The organism is Pseudoalteromonas sp. Isolate6, from assembly GCF_022398435.1.
GTDB classification, from domain to species: Bacteria; Pseudomonadota; Gammaproteobacteria; order Enterobacterales; family Alteromonadaceae; genus Pseudoalteromonas; species Pseudoalteromonas galatheae.
On record NZ_JAKEVK010000106.1, the window covers coordinates 1 to 15,568 of the forward strand.

Below are 15,568 nucleotides of genomic sequence, written 5' to 3' on the forward strand. Positions count from 1 at the left end.
AAATAAAATAATTTGACCTATGCGCTTCACTTCATTAAACCATTGTTAGCAACGAGCCACAACTTTATTAGTGTAAATATGCTACTCGCATTTCCAATTGTTTAGTGTCACAATGGCATCAGTGTTGGTGAACTTTTTCGCATCATGGATATTAGCAGCAGATTATTAATCTTTTTAGACGTTGTGGAGCGCGGTTCCTTTGCCAGTGCGGCACAGTTGAGAAATATTGACCGTTCTGTCATTTCTAAACAGATGACCAAATTAGAAGAAGAGCTTGGCGTAAGATTAATGAACCGTACAACTCGCTCTTTCTCACTCACTTCTGCTGGTTCTGAGATGGTAAAAAAAGCAGAGGAGCTAAGGCTATTACTCAACGACACACAACGGATCGCACAAAATTATCACACCGAGCCTAAAGGTTTGCTTAAAATTGCGAGCTCCACTGTAGTAGGTAGACGCTATGTACAGCCTGTCATTAACGATTTTCAGAAACGTTTCCCCCACGTCGAGGTTGAGCTTCGACTTGAAGACAGATTAGTAGATTTGGTCGGTGAAGGTTTTGATTTAGCTTTTCGTGTCGGCGAACCGAAAGATTCTTCGCTTATCGCTCGTAGAATTGCACGCAATCGATTGCTCATATTAGCAAGCCCAACCTTCTTAAAAGCCCATGGCACACCAAGCTCCCTTGAAGAGCTCAGCGAGTTACCTGCAGCAACTTACGCCAGTGATGCGCTAAGGTTTACCAGTATCACCTATCAAGACGAGCAAGGCATCGAACAACAAATGCCTGTTAAAAGTATCTTTAGAACCAATGACGGAGATACCTTGCTAGAAAGTGTATTATCAGGTACATGCTACATCGTAGCGCCTGCGTTTTTAGTTGGTAAAGAGATTATTGAAGGGAAGTTACAGCCAATTTTAACGAATATTAAGTTAGTTGACTTCGCTGCGATGTATGCCCTCTACCCTCACCGAGATTTACCGGTTAGAACGAGGCTTTTCTTAGATGCATTCAGAGCATATATTGGTGAGGAAACACCGATTTGGGAAACAGAGATCCCGGGGTTTGAACAAATGTATGGCTTCGTCCCACCTAAACCCATGTTGACGTTCTAGTTGACTCGTATATCTGGACAATAAGCTTTTAGTAGAAAAGGATTATTACTCTCATCCGTCTAACCTTTTCATCGCACCTCTCACCATGCTCTGGGAATTAATCCACTTTACGCATTCGCTTAGCGAGAGTGGTTCACAGATCTGGAAGCCCTGAATATAAGGACAATCCAAGCTATACAAATACTGCAAGCAGGCATCGCTTTCAACACCCTCAGCAACTATACTGCAATTCAATTTACGCGCTAAAAACATACTTGTTTCGACTATGGCTTGATCTTTTTCACTTTCATGGCTTTGCCTCACAAACGAGCCATCAATTTTAATTTGAGAAATTGGTAACTCCTTTAATATTGAAAATGAAGAAAAACCAGTACCAAAATCATCAATGCTGACTGCAAATCCCATATCAATTAACGTTTCAATCATGCTCCGTGCCTTCTCAACTTCTTCCATCACCGTACTTTCCGTGAGCTCAAACACAATATGTGTTGGGTCTACTCGGTGTGTATCCAGAAGCATTGCGAGGGTATTAATTAAGTTCTGCTCGGCAAAGTCCTGACAAGAAAGATTAATATGTACAACTAACTTGTTATCTATTTCAGTTAAGATAGCGAGATCTTGAAAAACACGATTGATCACAAATGTACTCAGCTGGCGGATCAAATTATTACGCTCCGCCAATTCAATAAATTGATCCGGCATTGTCATTGAGCCATCTGGCTGCGGCCATCTAAGTAAGGCTTCAACCCCATGAATATCACCACTTTTCGAACAAACAATCGGTTGATAATGAAGCGCAAGTTCACCACGTGCGAGTGCAACCTTTAGATTGGCCAGCATCTGGAATTCGGCTTCAATTCCCTCATGAAGCTCTTCATCAAAAATAACAATGCTTTGCCGGCTATGTTTGGCCGAATACATAGCGATGTCAGCTTGCTTCAATAGCTCAAAAACATCGAGCTGACGCGACTGAGTCCATAAGCTTGCGCCTGCACTGTACGTCACGTCAAGTTGTAGCTCTTCAACTTCAATACCTGACTTTAGCTCACTCAGCAGCGCATTGTTCTGGGAGTAAATACAATTTACGTCTGTCACGTCCATTAAAATAATAAATTCATCGCCGCCCATGCGATATAACTTGCTACGAGGAAGCAGTGCTGCCCCCATTTTATGCGCCAGTTCCACCAGTAATTTATCACCAAAAAAGTGCCCTTTAGCATCATTGATCTGCTTGAAATTATTCAAATCTACCAGGATAACACTAAAATCAAGCTGCTGATGTTTACGTTCATTAATAGCATCAATGCAACGCTGGCGATTCTCTAAATCCGTTAAAAAATCATGTTCTGCGTTATACTTGGCCTGTGTTGCAATTTCATTCAATTCTTGCAGGCTAGTTAGACTCAAACAATTCACCACAAAAACAAAAATGGAACCTAGAAACAGGATTAAACTTAAGCCTTGCTCAATAAAACTCGCGCTATTGTGATCGTACAGGAAGTAGGCAAAGCTCAAATATCCAAATTCAAACAGAGCCATAAGAATTAACAACACTCGCCAACCGACCGAAGAAGTTAATCGACATATTTTAAAGGCCGGAGAAAAAGCTAATCCCATGATAAAGCTGCCAGCTAATACTAATATAAGTGCAATCAAAGGAATCATCGTGCATAGAGTACAATGGTTAGAGTATAGATTATAAATACGCCCTTGCTCGGGACAGAAAGAATTATTCAATATTGGGTGGGGAACACAGTGGCGGGCTAGGTAGCCCGCTCATATTAGCTGATTGGCCAAGACAAGAGTTTAATCCGCGCTTTTTAGAATTTGGTAAAGCTGATCTTTTAACCACAGCCTTTTTTTCTTTAGTGACTCGAGATACTCATCACTTGAGTGCTCTACACCATCTTCAATCCGAATAACTTCATTGTCCACTTCATGGTAATCTTTAAATAACCTTGAGAAGTGTCCATCTGACAGTTTTAAGTCATGAATTCTATCTTTAAATTCTGGGAGTTCTTTAGCTAGGCTGTGACGTTCAATGTTCATCGTTTTATTCCCATAAATAGCCATATACACGAGGTTAAGATATACACCCAACCTCAAAGAGTAGACCCAATCAATGCGCCGTAGTAACAGTCGCTTCAAAGTATTGATGAAGTTACTGTCTGATTGGGCCTACTCCCATAGTAACCCGCTGTCGCCTTTGAGTATTGATCTAACGCAAACCTTGCTTAGCCCTCGGTATTTTGCTGCTTCTTTATACTATCTACCCCATAAAAGCTAGGACCTTTGACCACATTCTCGGGGTTTCTCGCAAAGTCGCTAGCCGCCTAGATGCAATTGTTGTAAAATGGCGGCGTTTCTAAGCAAATCTATCTAGCAACTTTTGAGGAAAACCTGTGAGCGAACAAAAACAGTCTCTTAGTTATAAAGACGCTGGCGTTGACATCGATGCGGGCAACGCATTGGTCGAAAGAATTAAAGGCGTAGTAAAAAAAACTCGTCGCCCTGAAGTAATGGGTGGCATTGGTGGTTTTGGTGCACTATGCGAACTTCCAACTGGATATAAAGAGCCTGTTTTGGTTGCTGGCACTGACGGTGTTGGTACTAAGCTACGCTTAGCTATCGATTTGAAAAAGCACGACACAGTAGGTATTGACCTAGTTGCTATGTGTGTTAACGATCTTATTGTCCAAGGTGCTGAACCGCTGTTTTTCTTGGATTACTATGCCACAGGCAAGTTAGACGTTGACGTCGCAGCAGATGTGGTATCTGGTATTGGTAAGGGCTGTGAACTTTCGGGTTGTGCGCTTATCGGTGGTGAAACAGCTGAAATGCCAGGCATGTACGAAGGCGATGACTACGATATGGCTGGCTTTTGTACTGGTGTGGTCGAAAAGTCTAAAATCATTGATGGAACTAAAGTTGCATCTGGCGATCAGCTAATTGCACTAGGTTCAAGCGGTCCGCACTCAAACGGCTACTCTCTAATTCGTAAAGTACTAGAAATATCTGGCGCAGATACTAACGCAGAGTTCGAAGGCAAAACTCTAGGCGAGCACCTGCTAGAGCCGACCCGTATCTACGTAAAGCAAATCTTAGCGCTATTAAAAGAAGTTGATGTTCACGCACTTTCTCATATCACTGGCGGTGGCTTCTGGGAAAACATCCCTCGTGTACTACCTGAGTCAGCGAAAGCAGTGATCAAGGGTGATAGCTGGCAATGGCCTGCAATCTTCAACTGGCTACAAGAAAACGGTAACATTGCAACTCACGAGATGTACCGCACATTCAACTGCGGTGTTGGCATGATCTTAGTTGTTCCAGCTGATAAGCTTGAGCAAAGTCTTGAAATCCTAAAAGAACAAGGCGAGAACGCTTGGCACATCGGTGAAATTCAAGACGCTCAGGCTGGTGAAGAACAAGTTGAGATCTTAGGTGGTGCCGAGTAATGGCACCCACTCGCCTTGTAGTTCTGATTTCTGGGAGTGGTTCGAATTTGCAAGCCATCATTGATGCTTGCAAAGCTGGCTATATTCAAGGTGAAATTGCTGCCGTTATTAGTAATAAAGCGGACGCATACGGCCTAACCAGAGCGCAAGAAGCTGGCATAGCAACATCCGTTTTAGACCATAAGCAATACACTTCTCGTGAAGAGTATGACGTTGCGCTTGGTCAACTAATTGATAGCTTTACACCAGATTTGGTTGTATTAGCTGGATTTATGCGTATTCTAACTCCAAACTTGGTGCAAAAATTTAGAGGAAAAATGTTGAACATTCATCCTTCTTTGTTGCCTAAGTATCAAGGGTTGAACACCCACCAAAGAGCAATCGATGCAAACGATGCAGAACATGGTGCTAGCGTTCACTTTGTCACAGAGGAGTTAGATGGTGGTCCTGTGGTCTGTCAAGCCAAGGTCGCTATTCTTCCAGATGATACGGCAGAGTCACTGGCGCAACGTGTGCATAAGCAAGAACACATTCTTTATCCTTTGGTGGTCAAATGGTTCAGCGAACAAAGACTAACAATGGAAGCAGACTATGCTGTTTTTGATAACAAAACCTTACCAATTCAAGGCGCACCGTACCCAGAAAAATAAAAAATGGAGCGCTGTGCTAATTGGTATTAGCGCTCTACTTTCTACCTCCACATTTGCAAACTCGCTCACTGAATATCACGCCGAATACCAAGTTTCGCGCAAAGGTGAGGTTCATGGTACGGCCACCCGCGATCTCACAAAAATTGCAGACGCAACATACGCTGTGCGCTACAAAAGTGATATCGAATGGATGATTTTTTCGGACGTAAGAACTGAAGAGTCATTGTTTAAAGTCACCGAGCATACTGTAAGCCCACTACACTATAGCATGACTCGTGAAGGGACTGGCCCAGATAAAAGCTACAAAATTAAGTTTGATCATCAAAACCAAGCAATTACCTCCAGTGAAGAAAAGTATCCACTGAAAGTGAAGTGGCTTGAGAATCAGCAAGATTTAATTAGTTATCAGGTACAGCTGCGAGAAGACCTGAAAGCCGGAAAAACCAAGTTTAGCTACCCAATCATAGACAAAAAAGGCGGCCAGCGAAGCTATGATTTTGAAGTTGTCGGCGAGGAAATGATCACCTTACCTTTTGGTAATGTCAAAACCATCAAGGTTAAGCGCGTTTACGATGATAGCGACCGACAAGCTATTGCTTGGTTTGCTCCTAACTACGATCACATGTTGGTTAAAATGTTTAAAGGCAAAGATGGTATGGAACAATTTCAGATTGAGCTTAAAACCTATCAACCAAAATCTGATAGTTGAAAGCATTAATACCAATTGCACTAAGTCTCCAATCAATTTGAAGGGTGAAATACCATATTAGCGTCGTTAAAAATTTCTCATTTAGAACAACTAAATAGCAAAATTTTTTCCTTGCCTATATGGATATAGGTACCTTGGCGGTAGCAGGACGCGAGAGCGGAGCTACTAAAGCTATTTCTCCGCTTCAAATAGCTCATTTACCTAATACAATTGGTATAACTCGTTAGAGCAAGTCGCTCCGTTCTACTGTATTGCTGCCGTCACTTCCCTAATAAAAAGCCCAACGGCTAGGCGCTGGGCTTTGGGGCAAGTATAAAAATTGAAAATGTTATGAGCTCGAGCGCGCTTTCGTCGATTCTCGAGTGATGAGTTTAGCTTCTAAAACCTGCTGAAACGGTGCTTCTTGCGGCTGAGTTATATGCTTAATCAGCTCTTCTACCGCTATCCGAGTCATTTCTTCCACGGGCTGTGCTATCGTCGTCAGGCCCGGCCAAATATGCCTTGCGATAGGTGCGTTATCAAACCCAGCAATAGATAACTGCTCGGGCACTTTGATCTCCCGCTGTGTAGCAAGTTTTAACACGGCCGCAGCCATGTAGTCGTTTGATGCAAATACAGCCGTTGGCCTTGGCTCTAAGTCCAATATGGCTTTTGCACTGTCTGCACCTGAGTGATAACTAAAGTTACCTTCTGCAACTAATCGTTCGCGATATTCAATGCCATGTTTTGCTAGCGCTTTTTGGTAGCCAGAGAAACGATTTTCTGTAGCACTGTGATCAGGGTGACCTTTAATAAAGGCAATTTCGGTATGACCTAAATTGATCAGATGCTCAGTTAACTCAAAAGCCCCCTGCTCGTCATTACTGCGAATTGAAATCGAATCATCACCTTCAATGGCTGAAGCAACGCGTGCATAGGGAATATTACGTTGCTTTAAAAAAGCAATAAGCTCGTTGGAGTCTGAAAACGGTGGAGTAAGCACAATACCATCAAGTCTCGATGTGGTCAGCAGCTGCTCAACATTGTCGATGAGGTCTTGGCCGCGCAGTTCACAAGGGTGTATCAATAAATTGTAACTATGCTTCTGACACGCTTCCAGCGCACCACTTTGCACTCGCGTGATATAGCTTTTTGATGGATTGTCGTATAAACAGCCAATGATAAAGCTACGGTTTTGTGCCAAACCGCGTGCAATAGGATTTGGCTTATAATTCAGCTCTTCAAAGACTTTCAGGACTTTTTCCCGCGTTGCTGGACTAACATTTGGCTCGTTATTTAATACTCGAGATACAGTCTTTTTAGATACTCCGGCATATTCGGCAACGCTATTAATAGTTACTTTTTTCATCGATTTTCCCTTAAGCTCGGCGTCGCTCATGAATACATGCCGCTGCACCAATCAGTGGGATATTATCTTGTACCACCAAAGTCACTGGAATTTGGCTCGTGTACTGTGACATCATGCCTTTTTCGGTAAAGCGCTCAACAAAGCTACTTGCTTGTAATCGCGCTTTCATCCGCGGCAAGATCCCACCACCAATATAAACACCACCTAAGGCTCCAAAAGTCAGCGCTAAATCGCCAGCTACGCTCCCCATCCAGTCACAGAAGTGACTCAATGTTGCGTCACAAACCTTGCATTCTTTCGCAAGCGCACTGATCTGCGCAGCATTAAGATCTTTAGCTTGCTCACCACGCACTTCAGCCATGGCTTTATAGAGTCTCGCAATACCCGGACCTGAAAATACCGTTTCGACTGAAACATGTTGAATACTCGCGCGCAGCACCTTTAATAACTCTTTGTCTAGAGCAGTAACCGGCGCAAGCGATATATGCCCTGCTTCACAGCTCATCACTGCGCTGCCATTGATATCTCTAGCAAGACAAGCCGCACCAAATCCAGTGCCCGGACCCATCACGCCGATATTTGCACCTAGCTCAGGTTGACCTTGCTTAATTACTAGATTTTTCTCTAGTGCCAAATAAGGTGCCGCGTAGGCAAAAGCGGCAAAATCGTTGATCACGGCAAGCTCGGTAAAGTCGAACTGAGCTTTGATATCTTCTGAACTAAAGTGCCAACCTAAATTAGTTAAATGAACTTGCTGAGATTTAATAGGACCAGCAACCGCGAGGCAGGCTCTGCTTGGTTGCGCAACAGGTAGCTCAGTTAAATATTTTTGGATAGCGGATTCAAAAGACTGGAATTCAGCACTAGGAAAAGTGACTTGATGCGTAATTGAAAAATGGTTAGTTCGCGCATCAAAATCTGACACGATTGCAAATCTGGCGTTTGTTCCCCCGATGTCGGCAACGACAATCGGCTCAAACGGCACGGATGAATGGCTTGTTGTCTGGCTCATATTATTATCTCTTTATCACTGCGATTATGCTTGGGCTAACATCAGGGCTGCCAGCACACGTCCTGCAATTTACTGTCTCAACTCGCCAAAATTTGCACGCCTTGGCTTTTGCTCTTACCTGTTATTCTGTTAATTTGGTAAAAAAGTGCTGCCCTTGGCATAGGGCAGCCAAATACGTTTTGACAACAAAATGATAAAACATCGACATTATGACACCGGTGTCAGACTGTATCAATAAAAATTTGCAAATTCGGTGAAATTGGTTGAAAAAAAAATTGAATGACTGACAATGTCACTGTCTTAAGCGTTGAGAAGAACATGAAAGGTAAAGCAACTTCATTTGATATCGCCCATTATGCTGGCGTTTCGCAATCTACGGTGTCGCGCGCCCTAAGAAATAGCCCTTTGGTTAACGAAGAAACTCGTCGTCGCGTTCATGAGATTGCTAAAAAGCTTAACTATAAGGTCGATAAAAACGCGAGTAATCTGCGCACTCAGCAAAGCAGTACATTGGCTTTGCTGTTATTTGAAGATCCCACAGAAGACGAGTCACAAATTAATCCTTTCTTTTTAAGTATGCTTGGCAGTATTACCCGAGCATGCGCGAAAGAAGGCTATGACCTTTTAGTGTCGTTTCAATCGACGAGCAGTGATTGGCATGCCGATTACGAGGATAGTCATCGTGCTGACGGGTTAATTTTACTCGGCTATGGTGATTACATCGATTACCAGTCAAAGTTACAAACTCTACTCGACAACCACACAAAGTTTGTTTGTTGGGGGGCAACGGTTGATAACCGTCCAGACCTAACTGTGAGCTGCGACAATTACGGTGGTGGTGTATTAGCTGCAAAGCATTTAATTGACATGGTCAGAACAGATTGTGCGTTTATTGGCGATGCCTCGGATCACAGCCCGGAATTTTTTGCGCGCTTTAAAGGCTTTAGAGACACCCTTAAAGCAAAAGGTATTGAGGTGAGTGACCGTAAAATGGCAAATGCGATTTCCACAGAAGACTCAGGGTATCATGCGACTCGCTCTTTAATCGCCAACAATGTTAAATTTAATGCGCTTTTCGCTGCTAGCGATCTCATTGCTATTGGCGCGATTAAGGCGCTTCAAGAAGCGGGCGTTCGCGTGCCGCATGATGTGCATGTCGTTGGCTTTGATAACATTGCCGCGGCGGGTTATGTTTCTCCCTCTTTGACTACTGTGCAGCAAAACACCACATTGGCAGGGCAAATGCTGGTCGATAACCTACTTACGCTTATCCGAGGTGAAGCGGTAACCTCTACCCTCTTGCCGCCGAAATTGATTGTTAGGCAGTCTTCACGGTAGCAATAGCGATAAAAATGCCGAACTCATGTTCGGCATTTTTTATGTGTTTACTTACAGTTTGTTATTTCAGTTTACTTTCTACGATTGGGTAGTGATCCCATACTTGCTTTTCATTAAGAGAGCGTACTAACTTTACGTATTCAGCATGTGTCCAAGCCAAAGGCGTCGCCGAGTTGGTTCCTTTGCCAAGTTGATAGCCAAAGGTATTTTTACCCACACCATCCCATACTTGCTCAGGTAACATCATGCCTTCATTAGCAAAGTGCTCCATCCCCTTCACATAAGTATTTTGTATTTTGCTCTGTTCATCCGCACTTAATTCACCATCAAGCAGCGCCAGCGCAATATCATAGTGACCACGCTCTCCGGTAAAGAAAGGCCACACTCGACCGCGTTGGCCATCAGTATTCTGACCATTTTCGGCATAATTGATACCGCGCTTCTCATCTTCACCATAACCGTCATTACCGTAACGGCGGTACCCCGGATAACTATTAACATCACCATCAAATTTAAAGCTATATTTTACTCTTAAGTTGTCAGCTATCGATTCATCATCGTATTCAGGCATGGTGGCCACGATGCTCGGGGCGTCAGCCCCTCTAACCCCGTAACGCACAAGTTCTAAAAAGCCACCGTCGATGATCTGCTTCTTATCCATTCCGCTGCGGCCATTGTTGGCATTTAAGGTCGTACTGGAATTAGGATCTTTGTCTTGTCCAATACGGAAGAAATATTGACCGTCACTGTGTTTGCTTTGCAGACTCCCTTTGGTTGTGAACATGAATGACTCAACATCACGATTGTACTGCTGCGCCGTCGCAAGGAATTTTTCTTGTCCCGCTTTATCACCAGCCAATTTAGCAATATCGCTCGCCGTCACAAGGCCAGCAATGATTGCCGCGGTAGTCGATGGCGAATAGCCATTTTGCTCTTCCCAACGCTCTTGCTGTGTCGCAGGCGGTGTGATTTGCGTGTCATTCCACAATATTTTAGCCAGTCCCCCTTCAACTAAGAAGTTAGCCGCAGGCTTTAACATCTTATTGTACCAATAAACCAGTCTTTCATCGCTTAGCACACCCGATTGCCACAGTTTCCATGCCAGCATGATTGGCATTGCCGTTTGGTCAAGCTGTACACCAACCCACTCAAGCTCGCCATCTACATGCGTTTTTTGTAAGAACCAGCCAGTATCACCATGGTTACCCGGTGTTTTATCCGTAACTTGCACTTTTTCTAGATACTCAAAAGCAGTGAGTGCTGTTTGTGTATCTCCCATCGCCAAAAATGCCATCGCTACTTGATAAAAATCACGCACCCATACTGCTTTATAACCGGTATGACCTTGCTCTGCTGGCACTGTGTCTCCCCACGGATTTGACAGCGATGCGATCAGCGCACCGGCATGGGTTTTATCTTCTTGCGCCTTAAGCACTAGTGCACTGGTGTAAAGTAGCTTGCCGTTGTCTGCAGTATTTGTCGTCATGGACTTTAGTGGCGCTAAACTTTCGAGATAATCTTGCCAGCCCGTCGCTTCGCCTTGACCATTATAATCAGCCAGTACCTTATCGTAACCTTTGGCTAATGTAGCCGCCCCCTCTGCAAAGCTCTGCTGCTGAGAATGACCAAAACTCAAGGTAAGATCAAAGGTGCTGCTGCCCTTCACTTGCCCTAAGTTTGCCAACCAGTTAACGTTGCCACTCTCTTTACCTGTAGACGCATAAGCCTGAGCTATATGTCCTGTAGACTCAAGTGCCGCTAAATTATCGCTGGTGCCAGTAAAACCGACAGATGCTTCAACAAAGCCAGTTTTGCTCTGCAAAGAGAGATAATTCTTACCTTCCCATGCTAACAAACCTTGCTCTGTCACTTTTGCAAAATCGTTTAAGCCATTGTTATTCACGTATGGGTTTACGTTCACAAAAGCTTTTACATCTTTGAGAGCAGTATCTACTTTTGCTCTAACAAACAAGGTTTGTCCGTCAGGATCGGTAAAAATATGCTTTTCAAGGGTAAAGCGGCCTTGTTTATCCTTGCTTAAAATTTTGTAAGCCAGCGATAACGGTCGTCCATTGGCATCTTTATAAAGATAGTCAATCGTGACATCTAGGGCGTCAGTATCAGATTCTTTCACTGCAAAGCCGTCACCCACGATGATGAATTGCATGTCTTTGATCTGCGCTTGGTGAATAAGTCCAAACATGGTCTCTGTGATCATCCCTTTTGCAACAGAAAACCATACCTTTGAAACTGCTTTAGTAGCCGTAGAATCACTGTACTTGCCGTCTTCGTACGCTTCGTACGACGTACCAATCCCCGTTTTTCCAGAGTATGACCAATAAGGTTTAACGCCAGGTTCACCTGGTGCCGTCAGGGTTTCATTGCCAGATTGCTGTGATCCGCAACCCATGAGGCCAGCACTTACCAGAGCAAGTGCAATTGTTGATAGTTTAATCATCTCGTTCTCCTTATTGAGCCTTTATCGTGACTCTTGAAACAGCTAATGCAGCGAGTAAAAATGACACGCCTCCGATGACGAGTGCAAATATCGGTTGGTTATCAAAACCATGACGTAGAATTAGACCTAGAATACTGGCGGCGAGTAATTGTGGGATCACGATAAAAAAGTTAAAGATCCCCATAAATACACCCATTTTGTTGCTTGGCAAAGCGTTACTTAACATCGCGTAAGGTAATGACAAAATAGATGCCCAAGCAAAGCCAATGCCCACCATTGGCAACCAAAGTAATGTGGGGTCACCAATAAATTTGAAGCTAATTAAAGACACAGCACCAAAAAACAAGTTAGCTGCATGTGCCCCTTTGAGACCAATGTGCTTAACCATGAATGGGATCACCATCGCAGCAATGGCAGCAAAGCCATTGTAAGCTGCAAATAACACCCCAACCCAGTCAGCACCATCGTTATAAAGTTTGCTCGTTACATCTGACGTACCATAGTGATGGCTCGTCACCGCTGAGGTAGTGTAGATCCACATGGCGAATAGCGAAAACCAGCTAAAAAACTGCACCACAGCAAGCTGCTGCATGGTCTTTGGCATCGTAAATAAGTCAAAAATAACATGATAAAAACCATTACTTACACGCTGTTTTTGCTGCATCACATGCGCAATGACAAATACAATTGCAAAAGCGATGAGCAGCCCGCTAAGCAAATAAAGCTCTTTTTCAAGGCCAAGAAGTGCAACGGCAAGCAACACAATAACGCCAATGAAACCACTCACCGCACTGCCTTTTATAAAGTTCACAGGTAGGTCTGACAGTGTTGCGCTTTGCGTATTCGTTTGCGCTTGTTCAAAAGCAGCGAGTTGCTCAGGACTATATTCTTTCGTTTTTAAAATCGTCCATAATACGGAGATGAACAGGATAGCTCCCCCCCAGTAAAATGCGTATTTTACCGAGTCAGGGATTTGTCCAGCAGGTGCTGTATTACTCACCTCAAACCAATTGGTCATCACCCAAGGCAGCGCAGACGCGACCACGGCACCAACCCCAATGAAAAAGCTCTGCATCGCATAACCTGTAGCACGTTGCTTTTCATTCAGATTATCACCTACTAATGCTCTAAACGGCTCCATCGTGACGTTGATCGACGCATCCATGATCCACAGCATACCCGCCGCAATCCAAAGCGTTGGAGAATTGGGCATGATAAAAAGCGATAGCGTGGTGAGAATAGCCCCCCACAAGAAAAATGGTCTTCTACGGCCAAGTTTTCCCCATGTTCTATCACTCCAATAGCCAATAATTGGTTGCACGATTAAACCCGTTAAGGGCGCTGCAACCCACAATATAGGGATGTCATCGACCTTTGCACCAAGGGTTTGAAAAATACGGCTCACGTTGCCGTTTTGTAGTGCAAAACCAAATTGGATCCCAAGAAACCCAAAGCACATATTCCATATCTGCCAAAAACTGAGTTGTGGTTTTTGTTGTTCTTGTTGCATAGGTTACTTCTCTAATTGATAAACTGCGCTGGCAAGCGGCGCTAGCGTAATCGTTGCGTTGGCATGCTCGCCATCAGCTGTTGGTTGTAATTGTAAAGTCGGGTGTGACTCTAAAATATCGTTATAAGTACCCTGCCAGTCTTTAGGCAGATTGACGGTGACTGTTTGTTCTTGTTCTGCATTAAAGTTGCTCACGACCAACAGCTTTTGTTGACCTAATTTACGGCCAAATGCCATGACGGCTTCAGCATTGCTTGACATCTCAGCGCTCATAACGACTTGCTGGTATTCACCAGCAGCAATCGCCGGCTGCTTTGCAAGGTTAAGTAATTTGACGTAGTAATTACGAAGCGCCTTTTGCTCATTTGACAGTAACGCGCCATCAAATTTTCCGTTATTCATCCATTTTTGATGTTCGGGTACACCAATATAGTCAAAGATACTGGTTCTGCTTGGACTGCCGAACCCTGCATGCTCAGAGGCATCTTCCCCTAATGTTTGTCCAAAATAGATCATTGATGGCGCTGTGCTTATCAGGTGACTGACCACCATAGCGGGTTTGCCTTTTAGCGGATCGCCTACAAATTCAGGGCTTGCGATACGCTGCTCATCATGGTTTTCTAAAAAGTGCAACATATGTGGAGCAATATCGGCTACCGATTGATGACTATCCAACACAGCTTGGGCACTACCTTTGCCTTGCATTAACGCCTTCAAGGTGTCGTAAAAACCCACTTTGTCGTAGAGGTAATCCATTTTCCCTTGCTTGATATACGGGCGATATAAAGTGGGGTTATAGACTTCTGCAAGCAAGAAAGCTTCAGGATTTTTTGTTTTAATCGACGAGTTTAAGAAGCTCCAAAACTCTACTGGCACCATTTCCGCCATATCGTAACGAAAACCGTCTACGCCCTTTTCTAACCAAAAGTGGGTAATGGCTTGAAATTTGTACCAACTATCGGGCAATTGCTTGTGTTGCCAAAATTCAAAGTGCGCACGGTAATCTTGCTGCGCATACTCATCTGGCAAGCGATCGAAATCGTAGCTACCATCAGGCTTTACCCCATAATTCACTTTGACGGTTTCATACCAATCATTAATATCAGGCTTTGCCGCACGAGCCCCATTACCGGTCCACTTTGCTGGATTTTCTGCAAATTTGCCATCCGCTAATGGATGGGTTCCCCCCCCTAACACCTGATAGCTTTCACTCGTTGGTACTGCAAATTCTTCACCAACCACGTAATAAAAGTTATTGTCCCTAGCATATGCAACTTGCGTGTCGTCATTCGCGCCAAAATCGACAGTTCCTTTGGGCGCACCGAGTGACTCATAGTTACGAGCGACATGGTTTGGCACAATATCAATGATCACTTTTAAACCGGCGTCATGTGTGCGTTTGATTAAGGCTTCAAATTCAGCCAGTCGTGCGGAAGGATCGTTCGCAAGATCAGGATTAACATTGTAGTAATCTTTTATCGCATAGGGTGAACCCGATCTGCCTTTTACAACATCAGGATCATCTTGGCTGATCCCATACTTGCTATAATCGGTTACGACTGCGTGATGAAGGACACCGGTATACCAAACATGGGTCACGCCCATCGCCTTGATTTGTTGTAGTGCCGTAGGAGTAAAATCAGAAAACTTGCCTACACCGTTTTCCTCAATTGTTCCCCAAGGTTTGTTCACCGTTTTGGTATTGCCAAAGAGCCTTGTGAAGACTTGATAAACAACGGGTTTGCTCACTGGTGCCACTTCCGATTGCAATGTCATTTGTTCAGTTTTATTGTCAACTGGCTTAGGGCCACAGCCGCTTAAACCTACTGCACCACCCAAAAGCGCTGACACAGCCAATAGTAGAGATTTATTTTTCATAGTGTTGTCATAATGCTGTTTTAAAAGAGTCTACTTGCGTAAACGAACGTACTGAACCCATTACATATGTATTCAGAGAGACCCTTAATTAGAT

12 protein-coding genes are annotated in these 15,568 nt (G+C 43.9%); 5 read left to right on the top strand and 7 right to left on the bottom strand.

Annotation, left to right across the window (positions count from 1 at the left end; all coding sequences use genetic code 11):
* Positions 1-144 precede the first annotated feature (144 nt).
* Positions 145-1,116, top strand: coding sequence for a LysR substrate-binding domain-containing protein (locus L1D50_RS14400; RefSeq protein WP_128728328.1), 972 nt, complete (start codon positions 145-147; stop codon positions 1,114-1,116).
* 51 nt (positions 1,117-1,167) lie between these two features.
* Here the strand turns inward: L1D50_RS14400 and L1D50_RS14405 are convergent, their stop codons facing one another.
* On the bottom strand, positions 1,168-2,532 hold the full coding sequence (locus L1D50_RS14405) for a bifunctional diguanylate cyclase/phosphodiesterase (protein WP_239966279.1): 1,365 nt from the start codon (positions 2,530-2,532) through the stop codon (positions 1,168-1,170).
* Positions 2,533-2,922: 390 nt separating this feature from the next.
* Positions 2,923-3,165, bottom strand: coding sequence for a DUF465 domain-containing protein (locus L1D50_RS14410; RefSeq protein WP_128728329.1), 243 nt, complete (start codon positions 3,163-3,165; stop codon positions 2,923-2,925).
* A gap of 353 nt (positions 3,166-3,518) precedes the next feature.
* On the opposite strand from L1D50_RS14410, the gene purM reads away from it, so the two are divergent.
* Genes purM through L1D50_RS14425 form a run of 3 tightly spaced genes read left to right on the top strand, consistent with a single transcriptional unit; the run spans position 3,519 to position 5,930 of the window.
* Positions 3,519-4,571 carry a phosphoribosylformylglycinamidine cyclo-ligase gene (purM, locus tag L1D50_RS14415; RefSeq protein WP_128728330.1) on the top strand — a complete coding sequence of 351 codons (1,053 nt, stop codon included), beginning with the start codon at positions 3,519-3,521 and terminating at the stop codon, positions 4,569-4,571.
* Positions 4,571-5,221 (top strand): phosphoribosylglycinamide formyltransferase, encoded by a 651-nt coding sequence (gene purN / locus L1D50_RS14420; RefSeq protein WP_128728331.1) that lies wholly within the window; start codon positions 4,571-4,573, stop codon positions 5,219-5,221. The genes purM and purN overlap by 1 nt, the downstream gene beginning before the upstream one ends.
* A 13-nt stretch (positions 5,222-5,234) precedes the next feature.
* Entirely contained in the window at positions 5,235-5,930 is a 696-nt protein-coding gene (locus L1D50_RS14425) for a DUF3108 domain-containing protein (protein WP_128728332.1), read from the top strand.
* Positions 5,931-6,258: 328 nt separating this feature from the next.
* Here L1D50_RS14425 and L1D50_RS14430 read toward each other — a convergent pair whose 3' ends face one another.
* Both L1D50_RS14430 and glk read right to left on the bottom strand, forming a co-directional pair.
* Positions 6,259-7,278, bottom strand: a complete 1,020-nt coding sequence (locus tag L1D50_RS14430) for a LacI family DNA-binding transcriptional regulator (protein WP_128728333.1) — start codon at positions 7,276-7,278, stop codon at positions 6,259-6,261.
* 10 nt (positions 7,279-7,288) lie between these two features.
* Positions 7,289-8,290 (bottom strand): glucokinase, encoded by a 1,002-nt coding sequence (gene glk, locus L1D50_RS14435; RefSeq protein ID WP_128728334.1) that lies wholly within the window; start codon positions 8,288-8,290, stop codon positions 7,289-7,291.
* A gap of 318 nt (positions 8,291-8,608) precedes the next feature.
* Here glk and L1D50_RS14440 point away from each other — a divergent pair, with 318 nt between their 5' ends.
* Positions 8,609-9,628: a LacI family DNA-binding transcriptional regulator gene (locus tag L1D50_RS14440; RefSeq protein ID WP_128728408.1), complete on the top strand. Its 1,020-nt coding sequence runs from the start codon at positions 8,609-8,611 to the stop codon at positions 9,626-9,628.
* A gap of 61 nt (positions 9,629-9,689) precedes the next feature.
* Here the strand turns inward: L1D50_RS14440 and L1D50_RS14445 are convergent, their stop codons facing one another.
* From L1D50_RS14445 to L1D50_RS14455, 3 genes are read right to left on the bottom strand one after another with little or no spacing between them, the layout of a single operon-like run.
* Positions 9,690-12,086 (bottom strand): glycoside hydrolase family 15 protein, encoded by a 2,397-nt coding sequence (locus tag L1D50_RS14445; protein ID WP_239966278.1) that lies wholly within the window; start codon positions 12,084-12,086, stop codon positions 9,690-9,692.
* A gap of 10 nt (positions 12,087-12,096) precedes the next feature.
* The gene (locus L1D50_RS14450; protein ID WP_128728336.1) at positions 12,097-13,596 is read right to left on the bottom strand and encodes an MFS transporter; all 1,500 of its coding nucleotides are present in this window, start codon (positions 13,594-13,596) and stop codon (positions 12,097-12,099) included.
* Between the two features lie 3 nt (positions 13,597-13,599).
* Positions 13,600-15,474 carry an alpha-amylase family glycosyl hydrolase gene (locus L1D50_RS14455; RefSeq protein WP_128728337.1) on the bottom strand — a complete coding sequence of 625 codons (1,875 nt, stop codon included), beginning with the start codon at positions 15,472-15,474 and terminating at the stop codon, positions 13,600-13,602.
* Positions 15,475-15,568: the final 94 nt, after the last annotated feature.